This is a genomic window from Subtercola vilae, assembly GCF_004923255.1.
Taxonomy (GTDB): domain Bacteria; phylum Actinomycetota; class Actinomycetes; order Actinomycetales; family Microbacteriaceae; genus Subtercola; species Subtercola vilae.
This window is the reverse complement of sequence record NZ_QYRT01000060.1, coordinates 1-14284: the sequence shown is the minus strand read 5'-3', so window position 1 is coordinate 14284 and position 14284 is coordinate 1. Positions and strand designations below refer to the sequence as shown.

14 protein-coding genes and 1 pseudogene are annotated in these 14284 nt (G+C 61.3%); 13 read left to right on the top strand and 2 right to left on the bottom strand.

The window, feature by feature from the left end; translation table 11 throughout:
- Window positions 1-141: 141 nt before the first annotated feature.
- Window positions 142-324: a hypothetical protein gene (locus D4765_RS17860; protein WP_136643670.1), complete on the bottom strand. Its 183-nt coding sequence runs from the start codon at window positions 322-324 to the stop codon at window positions 142-144.
- Between the two features lie 89 nt (window positions 325-413).
- Window positions 414-1520 carry a LacI family DNA-binding transcriptional regulator gene (locus tag D4765_RS17855; protein ID WP_136643669.1) on the bottom strand — a complete coding sequence of 369 codons (1107 nt, stop codon included), beginning with the start codon at window positions 1518-1520 and terminating at the stop codon, window positions 414-416.
- A 141-nt stretch (window positions 1521-1661) separates the two neighbouring features.
- Here D4765_RS17855 and D4765_RS17850 point away from each other — a divergent pair, with 141 nt between their 5' ends.
- The 13 genes and pseudogenes from D4765_RS17850 to D4765_RS17790 all read left to right on the top strand — a co-directional run bounded on the left by D4765_RS17850 (window position 1662) and on the right by D4765_RS17790 (window position 14000).
- Complete coding sequence (locus D4765_RS17850; protein ID WP_161580492.1) at window positions 1662-2660, top strand: asparaginase; 999 nt, start codon at window positions 1662-1664, stop codon at window positions 2658-2660.
- 23 nt (window positions 2661-2683) lie between these two features.
- Window positions 2684-3574 (top strand): polysaccharide deacetylase family protein, encoded by an 891-nt coding sequence (locus D4765_RS17845; RefSeq protein ID WP_136643667.1) that lies wholly within the window; start codon window positions 2684-2686, stop codon window positions 3572-3574.
- Window positions 3571-4935: an MFS transporter gene (locus D4765_RS17840; protein WP_136643666.1), complete on the top strand. Its 1365-nt coding sequence runs from the start codon at window positions 3571-3573 to the stop codon at window positions 4933-4935. Before D4765_RS17845 ends, D4765_RS17840 begins: the two co-directional genes overlap by 4 nt.
- 207 nt (window positions 4936-5142) lie before the next feature.
- Window positions 5143-5706 carry a hypothetical protein gene (locus tag D4765_RS17835; RefSeq protein ID WP_136643665.1) on the top strand — a complete coding sequence of 188 codons (564 nt, stop codon included), beginning with the start codon at window positions 5143-5145 and terminating at the stop codon, window positions 5704-5706.
- 513 nt (window positions 5707-6219) lie between these two features.
- A pseudogene (locus D4765_RS17830) lies at window positions 6220-6930 on the top strand (transposase); the annotation flags it as partial.
- A 146-nt stretch (window positions 6931-7076) separates the two neighbouring features.
- Window positions 7077-7484: a carboxymuconolactone decarboxylase family protein gene (locus D4765_RS17825; RefSeq protein ID WP_136643664.1), complete on the top strand. Its 408-nt coding sequence runs from the start codon at window positions 7077-7079 to the stop codon at window positions 7482-7484.
- Window positions 7485-7490: 6 nt separating this feature from the next.
- Window positions 7491-8204 carry a GntR family transcriptional regulator gene (locus D4765_RS17820; protein WP_136643663.1) on the top strand — a complete coding sequence of 238 codons (714 nt, stop codon included), beginning with the start codon at window positions 7491-7493 and terminating at the stop codon, window positions 8202-8204.
- Window positions 8201-9094, top strand: coding sequence for an NAD(P)-dependent oxidoreductase (locus tag D4765_RS17815; protein WP_136643662.1), 894 nt, complete (start codon window positions 8201-8203; stop codon window positions 9092-9094). The genes D4765_RS17820 and D4765_RS17815 overlap by 4 nt, the downstream gene beginning before the upstream one ends.
- A gap of 48 nt (window positions 9095-9142) precedes the next feature.
- Window positions 9143-10462: an MFS transporter gene (locus D4765_RS17810; RefSeq protein WP_136643661.1), complete on the top strand. Its 1320-nt coding sequence runs from the start codon at window positions 9143-9145 to the stop codon at window positions 10460-10462.
- Window positions 10463-10473: 11 nt separating this feature from the next.
- A complete protein-coding gene (locus D4765_RS17805) occupies window positions 10474-11298 on the top strand; it encodes an N-acyl homoserine lactonase family protein (RefSeq protein ID WP_136643660.1) in 825 nt (274 codons plus the stop codon).
- Window positions 11295-11687 (top strand): hypothetical protein, encoded by a 393-nt coding sequence (locus D4765_RS17800; RefSeq protein ID WP_136643659.1) that lies wholly within the window; start codon window positions 11295-11297, stop codon window positions 11685-11687. Before D4765_RS17805 ends, D4765_RS17800 begins: the two co-directional genes overlap by 4 nt.
- Complete coding sequence (locus D4765_RS17795) at window positions 11680-12525, top strand: alpha/beta fold hydrolase (protein WP_136643658.1); 846 nt, start codon at window positions 11680-11682, stop codon at window positions 12523-12525. Before D4765_RS17800 ends, D4765_RS17795 begins: the two co-directional genes overlap by 8 nt.
- On the top strand, window positions 12522-14000 hold the full coding sequence (locus D4765_RS17790) for an NAD-dependent succinate-semialdehyde dehydrogenase (RefSeq protein WP_136643657.1): 1479 nt from the start codon (window positions 12522-12524) through the stop codon (window positions 13998-14000). The genes D4765_RS17795 and D4765_RS17790 overlap by 4 nt, the downstream gene beginning before the upstream one ends.
- Window positions 14001-14284: the final 284 nt, after the last annotated feature.

The following is a 14284-nucleotide window of genomic DNA, read 5'->3' as shown; positions in this document are numbered from 1 at the left end:
CACAATTTCAGGCATCTGAACCATCCACCCCATTCAGACCGCCGACCGTTCACCGAACAAGACACCACAGACATAATGGCGAAGACCTAAACGTAGGCCAAGCTCCTTTTTCTCAAACGCCCCCCAGAATAGGAGAACATCTCATTCGTCGATGAGCCCTGATGCCCGCAGCAGTTGAACCAGAACGTAGCTGCTGTGATGGTGAAGGTCACGACGGGGAGTGTCCTTGGGTTCGGTGGTTCTGATAAGCGCATCCACAGAAATGATTTCGATGTTGCCCAGCCAGGATTCATGCGCGTTGACGAGTGGACTTAGCATTGCCATTTCTATTCACTGCGGATATCAGACGAATTATTAGTCGGTCCTCGCTGTACAGTACGACACCCGGAACATTCGGGCGGTACGTGATTCTGCTACTGTCGTCGCTTCTGGGTTGCGATAAGCCGATTGCTCTGCAACTCCATCGTTCGCGCGGTGGCGACTCCAAGCGTCGATTCACGAGGAACCAACGTTGGTGGCAAAAGCACCGAGTTTGGTTGCTCTCCATTGAGTAGTTTCACTATCAGTTCGACGGCTTCCTGGCCCATTCGGTTGTGGGCCGAGTGAATCGTGGTCAACGGCATCGGGATAGCTCCTGAAAGCGGAACGTCGTTGTATCCGATGACGGCAACATCAACTCCGGCGACAAGTCCAGCGTCTCGCAGTGCACCCATCGCTCCGATTGCGGCGAAATCGTTTGTGGCGAAAACCGCATCGAGCTGCGCTCTCGTCGAGAGCACTGCTTGCATCGCTTCGCGTCCGCCGGTTGTGTCAAATGGGCCGTACAGAATGAGGTGATCTGCGATGGGGTGGCCTGCAGCTTTGAAAGTGTCGAGAAACCCGGCAGTGCGATCGATGGTGGTACTAGCGAATGGTTTGCCAGCGAGCACCGCAGCTCGAACGAGTCCCAGTTCCAGTAGGTGTTTCGCAGCGAGTTGGCCGCCACGATAGTCATCGGTAGTGACAGATAAAAAACCTTCAACCCTCCGGGAAACGAGACAGAACGGCACGCCCTTGCGGCGCTGACGCTCGAGAAAGTCGCTATGGAAGTCAGCATCCCCAAATATCATCGCGTCTGGATGTCGGGCAAGCATAGTTGCGGTCTGGCGCTCACGACGCCCTGGGTCATCTTGGGAGTTGGTCACGAATGTCGAATAACCGTGCCGTTCCGCGGCCTCCTCGATGCCCTCATAGATCGTCGCCAGCACAATGTCGGTCAGCGTCGGGACAAGTACGCCGATGTGACTGCTGCGGCGTGTTCGAAGGCTCTTGGCTGATGGGTTAGGGGTGTAGCGAAGACCGGCAGCAACAGCCAACACTCGATCAACCGTCTCCGCCGCTGCGGTGTGCTGTGTGTCACCGAGCTGGTTATTGAGGATTCGAGACACGGTCGAGACATGCACGCCCGCCGTTTCAGCAATCGTTCGTAGGGTCACTCGACCTGTCGCTGCAGCGTTCGGTAACTCGTTGCGGATCGACATCGGGGGTTCCCTAACTCGGATTCCTATCTTGGCGCAACTTTCACCAAAAATCCTCATTGACTTCGCCAAACGTTTGCCTATACCATTTCGGTCATCGCCAAACGTTTGGCGAAACGATCGAAAAAACAAAGAGGTTTTCGCGTGAAGACTGTTGTGGTACTTGCGACGGGCGGCACAATAGCCAGTGTGCAGAACGCCGAAGGCGATGCCATCGCTGCGGTCTCTGGTGCCGATTTGCTCGGCGCTGCGGTCCTGCCTGTTGACATTCAGGTGCGTGTCGAGCAACTGTTCCAACTCAACAGCTTCAACTTGACGCCGTCTGATATGGCGCGCACCCTCCTCCGAGTGCAGCAGGTGCTGTCCGACCCGGAGGTCTGTGCGTGCGTGATCACCCACGGCACCGACACGATGGAGGAGACCGGTTTCTTCCTGAGCCTGTTCCACGACTCGATCAAACCAGTGATCCTTACCGGGTCTCAGCGTTCATCTGGCGACAGTGCGTCGGACGGTATCGGCAATCTTCAAAACGCGCTTATCGTCGCCGTTGATGAGCGGACTCGGGGCCTGGGGGTGCTGATTGTTTTCGACGGGGAAATTTGGTCTGTCCCGGAGACGAGAAAATCAAGCACTCTGTCAAGCGCCGCATTCGACTCACCGCATGGTGCGCTGGGAGGTGTGCTGGGCCGTCAGATCGCAATCCATTGGCGACCCATCCGGCATTCACTGTTGTCGGCCGAAAAGCTGAGGGCTGATTCCATTCCGCGCGTCGATATCGTGTCGTGTTACCCGGGCGCGGACACGACGGCGCTAGATGCGGTAGTCAAAGCGGGAGCGTCAGGCCTCGTCATCGAAGGAATGGGAGCAGGTAACCCTGGACGGGACATGGTGCGCGCGCTAGCACCGCTGCTCGCTGCAGGCATGCCAATCGTTCTCACCTCGCGCGTCGCAACTGGTCGAGCGGCTGCTATCTATGGAGACGGCGGCGGCGCTGAACTGGTCAGGAGCGGTGCTGTGCTGGGCGGGCTCTACAGAGCTCCCCAATTACGTATCCTCGTCATCGCGGCGCTCGGTAGCTGCGACTCACCCGAATCCACCCATACCGCCGTGACTCGCTTTCTTGCACACACCAACACCGCCTAAAGGCAACAAACGGAGGAACAAGCATGGCAAAAGAGATATTGGTCGGATTCGGTGTCGATGTCGACGCCGTCGCAGGTTGGCTCGGCTCATACGGTGGCGAGGACTCACCCGACGATATTTCGCGGGGAATGTTCGCCGGCGAGGTCGGAGTACCCCGACTGCTAGACCTTTTCAAAAAATACGATCTGCCAACAACGTGGTTCGTCCCCGGCCATTCGATCGAGACATTCCCTGACCAATTCCGCCGGATCGTTGACGAAGGCCACGAGATCGGCATCCATGGATACAGCCACGAAAACCCCATCGCGATGAGCCGCCAACAGGAAACAGCTGTTCTTGACCGATGCATCGACCTCATCGAAGGCGTCACAAACCGTCGCCCCACCGGTTACGTTGCGCCGTGGTGGGAATTCTCCCGCGTCACAAACGAACTGCTCCTCGAGCGAGGGATCAAATATGACCACTCGCTGATGCACAACGACTTCCAGCCCTACCGGGTGCGCGTGGGAGACACCTGGACACCCATCGACTATTCCCAGCCGGCCGAGTCTTGGATGAAGCCGCTTCAGCGCGGCATCGAGTCGAAGCTCATCGAGATTCCCGCTAACTGGTACCTCGATGACCTGCCTCCAATGATGTTTATCAAGAGCGCACCGAATAGTCACGGATTCGTGAACCCACGCCATTTGGAGGAGATGTGGCGTGACCAGTTCGACTGGGTTTATCGCGAAAACAATGAAGCCACTTTCACCTTCACCATCCACCCCGACGTTTCAGGGCGCCCGCAAGTGCTTCTCATGCTTGAGCGGCTCATCGATCACATCAATTCCCATGAGGGGATCAAATGGGCAACCTTTGACGAAATGGCAGACAACTATGACAACAAGAACCCTTGGAAGGAACCAAACTCATGAGTTTTACCTCCACACCAAATATTTGGAAACCGAATACCATCACCCCGAAGGATGCGCGATTCGCCACTGTTTTGGCTTTTCTCGCGTGGACTTTTGCGGTCTATGACTTTGTGCTGTTCGGTACCATGCTCCCGGTTATGGCGAAAGACTTCGGCTGGGCTCCAGCCACGAGCACCGCGATCAACACGTGGGTGTCGGTCGGCACTTTCATCGTCGCGATCCTGCTTGGTCTCGTGGCCGACAGAATCGGCCGCAAGCGCGGCATGATGCTTACTATCGGTGGAACGGCCCTCGCCTCGCTTGCAACGGCGCTGACATTTAACCCGCTATACCTGATTGGCGTGCGGAGCATCGCCGGTCTCGGTTACAGCGAGCAGGCCATCAACGCCACCTATCTCAATGAAATCTACGACGTCACAGACGACAAGTTCATCAAACGGAACCGCGGATTCATCTACAGCATTGTGCAGGGTGGATGGCCGATTGGTGTGTTGCTGTCCGCAGCGCTCGCGGCGATCTTCCTCCCCAGCATCGGGTGGCGAGGAAGCTTCCTTGTGGCCACCTTCCCGGCAATCCTGCTCTTGGTAATGCGTATGCGCATGAAGGAAAGCCCGCAGTTTCAGGTGCAGCAGCGAATCAGTGCCTTGGTGAAACAGGGTGAGATGGAGCAGGCTAAAGAGTTGGCCGCAACTTTCAAGGTGACAGTTGAACATGCTCGTGCCCCACTGGCAGACATCTTCGCACCGGGCAAGCGTCGAAACACCATCTTCTTGTCGCTTGCATTTTTTCTGAACTGGTTCGGCATCCTGACGTTCAGCATTCTCGGCACAACGCTTTTGACCCAGGGCAAGCATGTTACTTTCAGCAACGCGCTCATCATCTTAATCCTCTCGAACATCGTTGCTTTCGGGGGTTATGTATTCCACGGATGGCTCGGTGACCGTTTCAGCCGTCGAAATGTCATTGCCGTAGCCTGGATCCTCGGTGGTGTGTCCTTCGCGGTGATGACCCTGCTCGCGCAGGGCGCCGTTATGGTGGTCCTATTTATGAGCATTGGGCTGTTCTTCCAGATCGGTGCATACAGTGCGCTGCTGTATTTCATGGCGGACTCGTTTGAAACAAAATCTCGCGCAACCGGAACCACCTTCGTCAACAGCTTGGGACAAATAGGCGCGGTTGTTGGAGGCATCATCATTACCTCGATGCTGACAGCAGGAACAGACATCACCGTTGCGGCGTTTGTCGTGGGAGCCTTGGGGACGGTTGCCTCGGGCTTGTTCATCATGGGTTGCCGCAAGGACGTCCCGAATGTCACTCGCGCCGAAGACGTCGCTATCGAGGCGGTACTCTCCTCGAAATAGTTCAATCAGAGTTAGTTTCGGCACATCATGACCAGGCAGGGATGATCGCATATGTGTGGGGCATGCGGCAGTTACTCCGTGAAGGACTGGTCGTGGCCGTGGCTCGCAGGAAAATACTCCGCAGCCCTCATCTCGAGGGCTGCGGAGCGTCTGTCTCGAGTTCGTGGCGTGCGAGTGGTCTCTGCACCAAACGGATGGCAAATCACAATGCCAACCGGGTCGACCCACCTGGTCCCGTCTCTGAGCGAACTGGTCCGCGTCGCCAAGATCGACCCTGCCGCGGCACCAGAGGTGCTCTTAATTGATTCAGTCCAACCATTTTTGCTTGATCGGCGCCGGGCAATCAGCGTGCGAATGGCGCTGCCGCAGGAGTCGCCGTCTTCCGCCGCCAGCAGCTGGCCTGACTGCCTCATGAACGCAGAATTCACCGTCGTCGCCGTCGATGGGTCGCATATCAGGCGGTTCGTCCAGGAGCTCAAAAATCTTGCGAGTATCGCGTCGCAGGCACCCCACCGCGATCACATCCGCATGCTCCCGATAAACGCCGAAAGCGAGCCGAGGCTCACCACGCGCCCATGGCTCGGCCTGCCAGACAAGATCGGCTCGGCAGATCTTCCCGCTCTATGCCTGAGCATCGCCGCGCGAGTCGCTGCACTGCCAACGACCGACACTGAGTTTCGGGAGGCTCGTGTGCGTTGCGGCGAACACTCAGTGATGCGTCTCCAATCGGTCGGGTCAACCGTCACCGCAATGGAGCTCCACCCCGCGTAATGACTCGATAGCACTGATCCCGGCGTGACGCACGAGCACAACGGGTTTCGAAATCGATTGGAGCTTTGTTGTCCAATGATTCACTTAGCTTTCCGCTGACGGGCGGTTGAATCGGCCGAAAAGTGGTCTCATGCTTATCCAGTTAGCTCCGCTATTGTGGGCGGCGGCGGCCGGAGAGGTAGCCGAACGATGCCAGCAGTGGGACTGGTGAGGTGGCCGTGGAGGGGTCAGCTCACGATAAGGAATATCTAACACGATTGGAAGCGGCAACCGATCGTGTCTCGCGTGTTTCCGGGGCGTGTGGTTGCGTAGATAGTGTAAAACCTGTTTGGAGCCCACGTCGTCGCCCTGTCCACGGCTCGCTATGGCCGCCAACGCCCAAGATGTTCTCTTCCCGTATTCAAGCGGAAGTCAGGCGAGAGAGATACCGCGCCAAAAACTTACAATCAAGTGCCTGCGCCCCTATCGTGTCATTTATGCCGAACCGTGGGCTGACCCCAAGAACCATCCCAACTGCGTAATCCCCGACAAGATGACGGTATCCGTGCCGCGTTGCGGGTCGTCGTCTCTGCCCGGGAGCAGATGACCATCGAGCGCACGGCGAAAGTTAACGCCCTCACCGCCCTCCTACGCACCGTTGATCTCGGCGTCGACGCGCGAAAGCCTCTCACCGACACCACGATCACCGAGATCTCGCACTGGCGCGCCCGTGAGGAGTTCCTTGCCGCGTCCACCGCACGAGCCGAGGCCGTCCGACTCGCGAAACGCACCGATGCGCTCGATTCCGAACTCAAGGACAACCACACCCGGACCACCGAGCTCCTCGAGGCCAGCCCCGCAGCGCCCTTGCCCGAGCAGACAGGTATAGGCCCTGTCACCGCAGCCGTGGTCTACACCGCATGGTCGCATCCCGGCCGAGTGCGTTCAGAAGCAGCCTTCGCTGCGCTGGCCGGGGTGAGCCCGACACCCGCGTCCTCGGGAAACACCACACGGTACCGATTGCACCGAGGTGGCGACAGACGTCTGAACAGGGCCCTACACATGGCCACGGTCGTCAGAATGGTCCACGATACCGATACCCGCGCCTACGCCGAACGCCGAAGAGCCGAAGGCAAGACCTCACGCGAGATCCGACGGTGCCTCAAAAGATACCTCGCACGCCACCTCTACCGCGCCCTGAACACCCTCCACACCGTCACCGAACCGACCCCAATCGCAACTTGACAGATATAGAAGATTCACCCCTCCTCACTTATGCGGCTCGGCCCTTGATTTTCTCGCTCGACCTCGTCATACTCTAGGCATACGGTATTATCGTAATACGATAGGTGTCGCCGATCAGGCGCTCACTCAACGAGGAGAAGGATCCGATGGCTGACGACGCCCAGAACTACATCGATGACATGGCCAGCAAGCGCGGCTACGTGCTCGACTATCACAAGGTGATGGCGGCGGCAGACTTCCCTGTGCTCCAGGCTGCGAATGGAGTGGTGTCGGCGGCCTACCTCGACCAGCGCTCCCTCGATCGGAAGACGAAGGAGTTGCTCTTCGTTCTGAGTCTGACGGTGCTTCGTGCCCCGAGCGCCCAGATCAAGAGCCACATCCGAGTGGGCCTCGACCTCGGACTCACCCCCCAGGAGATTCTCGAAGCCATCGAGATCGCTCTGCCCGAGGCGGGCATCGTCGCCTTCCAGGGTGGAGTCGAGGCGTGGCAGGAGGTCGTCGGCGTCGAGCCGCTGGAGCCGACAGTGACTGTTCACACCGGCAAGGAGTCCTGAATACCGATGATGGCGCTGATCCGTCAGGCTGCGCCTCTGCGCGTGCAGGCTGTCAACCACATCCGCTCCAAGATCGTCTCGGGTGATTTCCCGCCCCGGATGCGTCTCATCGAGAAGCGCCTCGAGGAGGAGCTCGGCGTCAGCCGCACGGTGGTTCGGGAAGCCCTTCGCCAGCTCGAATCGGAACGGCTTGTCACGATGGAGGCGAACGTCGGCCCGATCGTCAGTGCGTTGAGCTACGACGACGTCGTGCACCTCTACCAAGTACGTGCCACGCTCGAATCGGCTGCGGGTCGACTGGCGGCCGAGTCGGGTACGTCGGTGCAGATCGAACGTATCCAGGCTGCCCTCGCCGCCATCCGGACCGAGGCCGAGCGGGTTGAGATTCCGATGCTCATCGAGCTGAAGAACGATTTCTACACTGCGCTCATCGATGCCTCCGGGAACCCGATCATCGGCGAAATGCTGTCGAACGTGCAGGCACGAATCTCTCAATTGCGGGCTCTCACCCTGCACTCCGAGGGGCGGGCCAGGCACATGGTGGCCGAACTGACGCGCGTGGTCGATGCCATCGAGCAGGGCGACCCCGACCGTGCCGAGGAAGCGTGCCGGGCACACGTCGCGGTCGCCGAGAAGATCGCTCTCCGCCTCGCCGGCGCGCTCGACGAGGCGGAGAGCGATCTGCAGAACCCGATTGAATCGATGGGAACAGCCTCATGACCACACTCTTCATCGGCCTCGGCAAGATGGGTGGTCCGATGGCTCGCCAGTACGCCGCTGCCTTCAACACGACCCTCTATGACGTCGGGCCCGCTGCGACGCAACTGGCGGACGAACTCGGTGTGCGTGCACTCGAGACCCTCGACACCGTGCCGGAGGAGATCGACACGGTCATCCTCATGGTTCCGAACAGTCGAATCGTCGAGAGCATCATGCTCACGGGCGACCGGCTGCTCGAGAAGCTGCCCGAGGGCGCGCTGGTCATCGACATGAGCTCGTCGGTGCCGACCAGCACCCAGATGTTGGCGGCCCGCGCGGCCGAACACGGGATCGGGTACGTCGATGCCCCGGTTTCCGGCGGTACTGCCAAGGCGGTCACCGGCCAGCTGGCGATCATCGTGGGTGGAGAGCCGACGGCGGTCGAGAGGGCGATGCCTCATCTCGAGCCGATGGCCGGCAGCATCCTCGTGGTCGGGCCGTCCGGGTCGGGTCACGCGGCCAAGGCCCTGAACAATCTTTTGTCGGCGACCAACATCGCTGCCGCGGCAGAGATCCTGACGATCTCGACGAAATTCGGTATCGACCCCGCCGTCATGGTGAACGTTCTGAACGCGTCGACCGGGCGGAGCCAGGCCACGGAGGTCAAGTTCCCCAAGCACATCCTCACCGGCACGTGGGACTCCGGTTTCGGTATGGACCTGATGATCAAAGACCTGGGTATCGCCCGGGACCTTGCGGCCGAGACCGGGACCGAGAGTCCCCTCACCGCAACGACCTTCGAGATCGCCAACACCGCTCGCGAGACCGTTGGGGGTGAGCTGCCCGATCACACCGAGCTGGCCCGCTACTACGAGCTCCGCAACGACATCACCTTCACGCCTTCGCAATAGAGGGCCCCTCATCCCGCAGAACCGAGCTCCTACAGAGAGGTAGCAGCCATGACCACCAATACTTCGACCCGCACGTCTCCAAGGATCCAGACGAGTGCCGACACCAGAGTGAAGACAGCGTTCGCCGTCGGTATCGGCAACTTCATGGAGTGGTTCGATTTCGCGATCTACGGCTTCTTCGCCGTGCTGATCGGCCAGCAGTTCTTTCCGATCGGGGCCGATCCGGTCGTCGGCCTCTTGAGTTCGCTGTCGGTCTTCGCCATCGGCTTCTTGATGAGACCGATCGGAGCGTTCATTCTCGGCCCGATTGGTGACAAGCACGGCCGCCGCATCGCGCTCGTACTGTCGGTGACGATCATGGGCGGCTCGACCTTCCTCATGGGGCTCCTCCCGAACTTCGCCACGATCGGTGTCGCTGCGCCGATCCTGCTCGTTCTGTTGCGCTGCATCCAGGGCCTTGCCGCCGGAGGGGAGTGGAGCGGTTCGGCCGCCTATCTCGTCGAGAGTGCCCCTGCCGCCAAGCGGGGCCTGTACGGCAGCCTGATCTCCGGAACGGCCGCGCTCGCCTTTCTGGTCGGGAGCTTCGTCGCCCTCGGCATCTCCTCCCTCGACAGCGGCTTCGTCTCCTCGTGGGGGTGGCGCATCCCGTTCCTCCTCGCGCTGCCGCTCGCTCTGATCGGTCTCTACATCAGGCTGAAGCTCGGGGACACCCCGGTGTTCACCAAGCTGGCTGAGAACAAGGAGGTCGCTGATTCGCCGCTTCGTCAGACCGGCAGCAAGAAGAACATCTTCGCCATCCTGATCACCTTCGCCTTCTCCAGCGTCTCGGGCCTCGGGATCTACTACCTCGCGACCTATATGAACAACCACTTCACGACGGCTCTCGGGTTCGACCGAACGACCGCTCTCCTGATGAGCGGGATCGGGCTGTTCATCTACATGCTCCTCTGCCCGGTGGCCGGGATCCTTTCCGACCGGATCGGGCGGCGCGTTGTCAACATCGCGGGAACCGTCGGTTTCGTCGTGCTGTCGATCCCGTCGTTCTTTCTCTTCGCGACGGGCAATCCCGTGCTGATCGTGCTGGGTGTCGTTCTGCTGGGGATCTGCCAGGCGCTCTGTTCGGTGTCCAACGTGGTGCTGCTGGTCGAGCTGTTCCCTGCGGCGACCCGATCTTCGGGCAGCGCCCTCGGCTACAATCTCGCTCTGGCCCTCATCGCCGGGCCTGGGCCCCTCGTCGCCACGGCCCTGGTCGCTGGCACGGGCACCTCCATCTCGCCCTCGTGGTACCTCGGGGCGGTGGCGCTCATCGCTCTTCCGATCCTGATCAAGTGGTTGCCCGAGACCTTTCGCCGCGATTTGAACGATTGAGTGCCCAGCCAATGACGAGTGAGCAGTATGAGGTCGTCGTGGTGCGTCACGGCACGCGTCTGGCACGCCGCAGTGAGGTCTTTCTGAACTTCGGTATCTACGGCGATGCCGACAGGGCGCACACCGTCGACTACTTTTTCTGGATCATCCGGGACGAAGAGCGCACCGTTCTCGTCGACACCGGCTTCGCTGCCGGCGCTGCCGCCCGCCGGGGTCGCACCGTGCTCGTGGATCCGGCGACGGCCTATCGGGAGCTCGGAATCGACCTCGACGCACCGCTCGACATCGTCGTCACTCATGCGCACTACGACCACATCGGCAACCTGGGACTCTTTGCGAACGCGACGATCATCGTCGCAGAGGCCGAGCTGAACTTCTGGGCCTCAGAGGTTTCGACGCGTCCACAGATCGCCCATTTCACCGAACGCGATGAGGTCGATGCTCTGCTGCGGATGCGCGACGAGGGGCGGGTGCGCACCTTCTCGGGATCCCTGCAGCTAGCCTCCGGCATCGAGATCATCGAGGTCGGCGGGCACACCCCTGGGCAGAGCATGCTGACCGTAGAGACAAGCGCGGGAATGGTGCTGCTAGCCTCCGACGCGGTGCACTTCCGCGAGGAGCTGGAGCGAGAGATGCCCTTTGTCTCGGTGACGGATCTCGTGGGCATGTACAAGGGTTTCGCTCTCGTGAAACGGATGCTCAGCGGGCGCCCGGGGTCGATCCTCCTGCCGGGCCACGATGGCGATGTGCTCGGCACCGTCTCCGCCCTGGAAGTCGGAGCATCGAGCCCTCTTCACGGGTTGGTCGGCTCCATCGGTGGGGGTGGGCGACGATGATGAATGGCCAGGCTCTTCCCGAGCGTCTTCTGCTGTTCTGCGCCCGAGCGAATACCGACGCCGAGCTGGGACACATCTCGCGCGGGGCCGATGTGATCGTGCGTGCCGAGTGCATCGGAGGGACGACGACGTGGATGAGCATCTCTGCTGAGGGCGTCGCAGCCGAGACGAATCCTCTCACCCGTCACAGCGCCGAGACGATCGTTCTGCGGGCACCAGTTTCGGCCTGGGCCGAACTGGCCGACCCTGACGCGGCACCGCGCCGGCATGACCTGCTGGCACTGACGAAGGCCCCGGGCGGCATCGAGATCGTCGAGGGCCGCACCTCGCTCATCAGGCACCTCCGGGTGCTCAATCGTATAGTGGAGATCGGGCGGAGCAATGGCTGAGATCGAGGATGTCGTCGGCAGGTACGTGAGTTTCACCTCCCGGGGAGTCGAGCAGAGGGTCTACTTCGAGGAGGCGGGTGAGGGACCGGTGCTGCTCTGCCTGCACACGGCGGGCGCTGATGCCCGGCAGTTCCGGCATCTTCTGGCCGACCGCGAGCTGACCGCACGGTTTCGCGTCATCGCCTTCGATCTCCCGTGGCATGGCAAGTCGCTGCCGCCCGCGGGTTGGTGGAAGCAGGAGTACCTCCTGACGACCGACGAGTACGTCGGGCTGGTGGAGGACTTCAGTGCGTCGCTCTCCCTCGATCGGCCGATCGTGCTCGGTTGCTCGATGGCAGGCTCCCTGGTGATCGAGCTCGCCCGTCGGGATCCCCAGCGCTGGCGCGGTGTGATCGGCCTCTCCGGAGCATTGAAGGTCGAGGGCCGCTTCAACGACTGGCCGCTCGACCCGAGCATCAACGCCCAGGTCTCGGTGGCCAGCTGGACGCACAGCCTCATGTCGCCCCACAGCCCGGAGGCCTCCCGCCGCGAGGTGTGGTGGATCTACAGCCAGGGTGGCCCCGGCATCTACCGGGGAGACACATATTTCTACTCTCAGGACTTCGATCTCAGGGATTCCGCCCGCACGATTGACACCGGCAGCATCCCGGTGTACCTGTTGACCGGCGAGTACGACCACGCCTGCACTCCGGCTGACACGGCCGCTGCGCTCGACGCCATCCCCGGCGCGAAGGGCGGAACCATGACCGGCATCGGCCACTTCCCGATGGCCGAGAACTACCCGCTCTTTCGCGAACACCTCGTGCCGATCCTCGACGAAATGGAGTCTGCCCGATGATCACCGAGCATGACGAACGCACCGTACTGAATGCTGTGCCCGACCGGCTGCTGATCGGTGGGGAGTGGGTAGAGGCCTCCGGTGGGCGCACGGTCGAGGTGATGGATCCGGCGACCGGTGAGGTCATCCGCACGATCGCCGATGCGTCGGTCGCCGACGGCGTCCGGGCGCTCAACCATGCCGTGGCGGCGCAGCAGAGCTGGGGTAGCACCCCTCCACGGGTGCGCGCCGAGATCCTCCGGGGCGCATTCGACCTCCTGCAGGAGCGCAAGCACGACCTCGCTCTTCTCATGACCCTCGAGATGGGTAAGCCGCTCGCAGAGGCCTACGGCGAGGTGGCGTACGGCGGCGAATTCCTCCGCTGGTTCTCTGAGGAGGCCGTGCGCATCGATGGGCGTTACGGCAGCACCCCCGAGGGGACGGGGCGGATGATCGTCACCCATCGGCCCGTGGGCCCGGCCTACCTCATCACTCCGTGGAACTTCCCGCTGGCCATGGCCACTCGCAAGATCGCCCCTGCCCTCGCTGCGGGGTGCACCATGGTCGTGAAGCCGGCGACCCTGACGCCGCTGACCACCCTCGCCCTGGCCGACATTCTTGTGACGGTAGGCGTGCCGGCCGGTGTGCTGAACGTCATCACGACGACGGACACCATCGAGCTCTCTGACGCGCTCATCTCCGATCCGCGACTTCGCAAGGTCAGCTTCACGGGATCGACGCCGGTCGGGGTCACCCTGCTCAAACAGGCCGCGGACAACGTTCTTCGTACGTCGATGGAACTCGGCGGCAACGCTCCCTTCATCGTTTTCGACGATGCCGACCTCGAGCTCGCTGTCGACGCGGCCATGACCGCGAAGTTCCGCAACATCGGCCAGGCGTGCACGGCGGCGAACCGCTTCATTGTGCAGCAGGGCATCGCCGATCGATTCGCCGATGCGATCACGGAGCGCGTCAGTGCGCTGAACGTCGGGCGGGGCACGGAGCCCGGCGTCGACATCGGGCCACTGATCGACGACAGGGTGGTTCGTAATTCGAGCCGACTCGTCGACGATGCCGTGTCGCACGGCGCCGTGCTCCGAGCCGGAGGGGATCCGATCGACGGGCCGGGCACGTTCTTCCAGCCGACGGTCGTCGACCGGGTCGGCGACGGCATGCTGCTGGCAACGGAAGAGATCTTCGCTCCGATCGTCGGCATCCGGCGCTTCGTCGACGAAGACGATGCCGTGCGCATCGCGAATGACACGCCCTACGGGCTCGTCGGCTACGTCTTCACCTCCGACTCAAACCGCGCGCATCGGATGATCGACCTCATCGATACCGGAATGATGGGCCTGAACGTGGGTGTGGTCTCGAATGCTGCCGCTCCCTTCGGCGGAGTGAAGCAGTCCGGCATGGGGCGCGAAGGTGGCCATGAGGGCATCCACGAATACCTCGAGACGAAGTACACCCTGATGCCCGCCCCCTACAGCAGGTAGGCCCTGCGCCGCGAAGATGTTTGAAGGCTTGAGTGACCCTGCCGGAAATTCGGAGCAACGGCAGGTCGACTTTATCGAACCAGACTGTGCTGCGTCTTTCAAGGATCGGGTCGTTTGAGAAAAGGGACCTTGAACTACGGCGGATTCAAGCGGTCATTGAAGCGCCCCAGGTTTTCTGCCGCTCCTATGCGGGTTGCGGCTCTCGGTTGAGGGTCGCGTAGTGGGCTTGCTCGTATTCGGCTGGTGAGACGTAGCCGAGGGTTGAGTGCAGCCTACGGTTGTTG

Coding starts and splice junctions, on each gene's coding strand:
- D4765_RS17855 (WP_136643669.1), bottom strand. CDS start 1,520: ATGTCGATCCGCAACGAGTTACCGAACGCTGCAGCGACAGGTCGAGTG.
- D4765_RS17840 (WP_136643666.1), top strand. CDS start 3,571: ATGAGTTTTACCTCCACACCAAATATTTGGAAACCGAATACCATCACC.
- D4765_RS17825 (WP_136643664.1), top strand. CDS start 7,077: ATGGCTGACGACGCCCAGAACTACATCGATGACATGGCCAGCAAGCGC.
- D4765_RS17820 (WP_136643663.1), top strand. CDS start 7,491: ATGATGGCGCTGATCCGTCAGGCTGCGCCTCTGCGCGTGCAGGCTGTC.
- D4765_RS17835 (WP_136643665.1), top strand. CDS start 5,143: ATGCCAACCGGGTCGACCCACCTGGTCCCGTCTCTGAGCGAACTGGTC.
- D4765_RS17810 (WP_136643661.1), top strand. CDS start 9,143: ATGACCACCAATACTTCGACCCGCACGTCTCCAAGGATCCAGACGAGT.
- D4765_RS17790 (WP_136643657.1), top strand. CDS start 12,522: ATGATCACCGAGCATGACGAACGCACCGTACTGAATGCTGTGCCCGAC.
- D4765_RS17800 (WP_136643659.1), top strand. CDS start 11,295: ATGATGAATGGCCAGGCTCTTCCCGAGCGTCTTCTGCTGTTCTGCGCC.
- D4765_RS17815 (WP_136643662.1), top strand. CDS start 8,201: ATGACCACACTCTTCATCGGCCTCGGCAAGATGGGTGGTCCGATGGCT.
- D4765_RS17805 (WP_136643660.1), top strand. CDS start 10,474: ATGACGAGTGAGCAGTATGAGGTCGTCGTGGTGCGTCACGGCACGCGT.
- D4765_RS17860 (WP_136643670.1), bottom strand. CDS start 324: ATGGCAATGCTAAGTCCACTCGTCAACGCGCATGAATCCTGGCTGGGC.
- D4765_RS17845 (WP_136643667.1), top strand. CDS start 2,684: ATGGCAAAAGAGATATTGGTCGGATTCGGTGTCGATGTCGACGCCGTC.
- D4765_RS17795 (WP_136643658.1), top strand. CDS start 11,680: ATGGCTGAGATCGAGGATGTCGTCGGCAGGTACGTGAGTTTCACCTCC.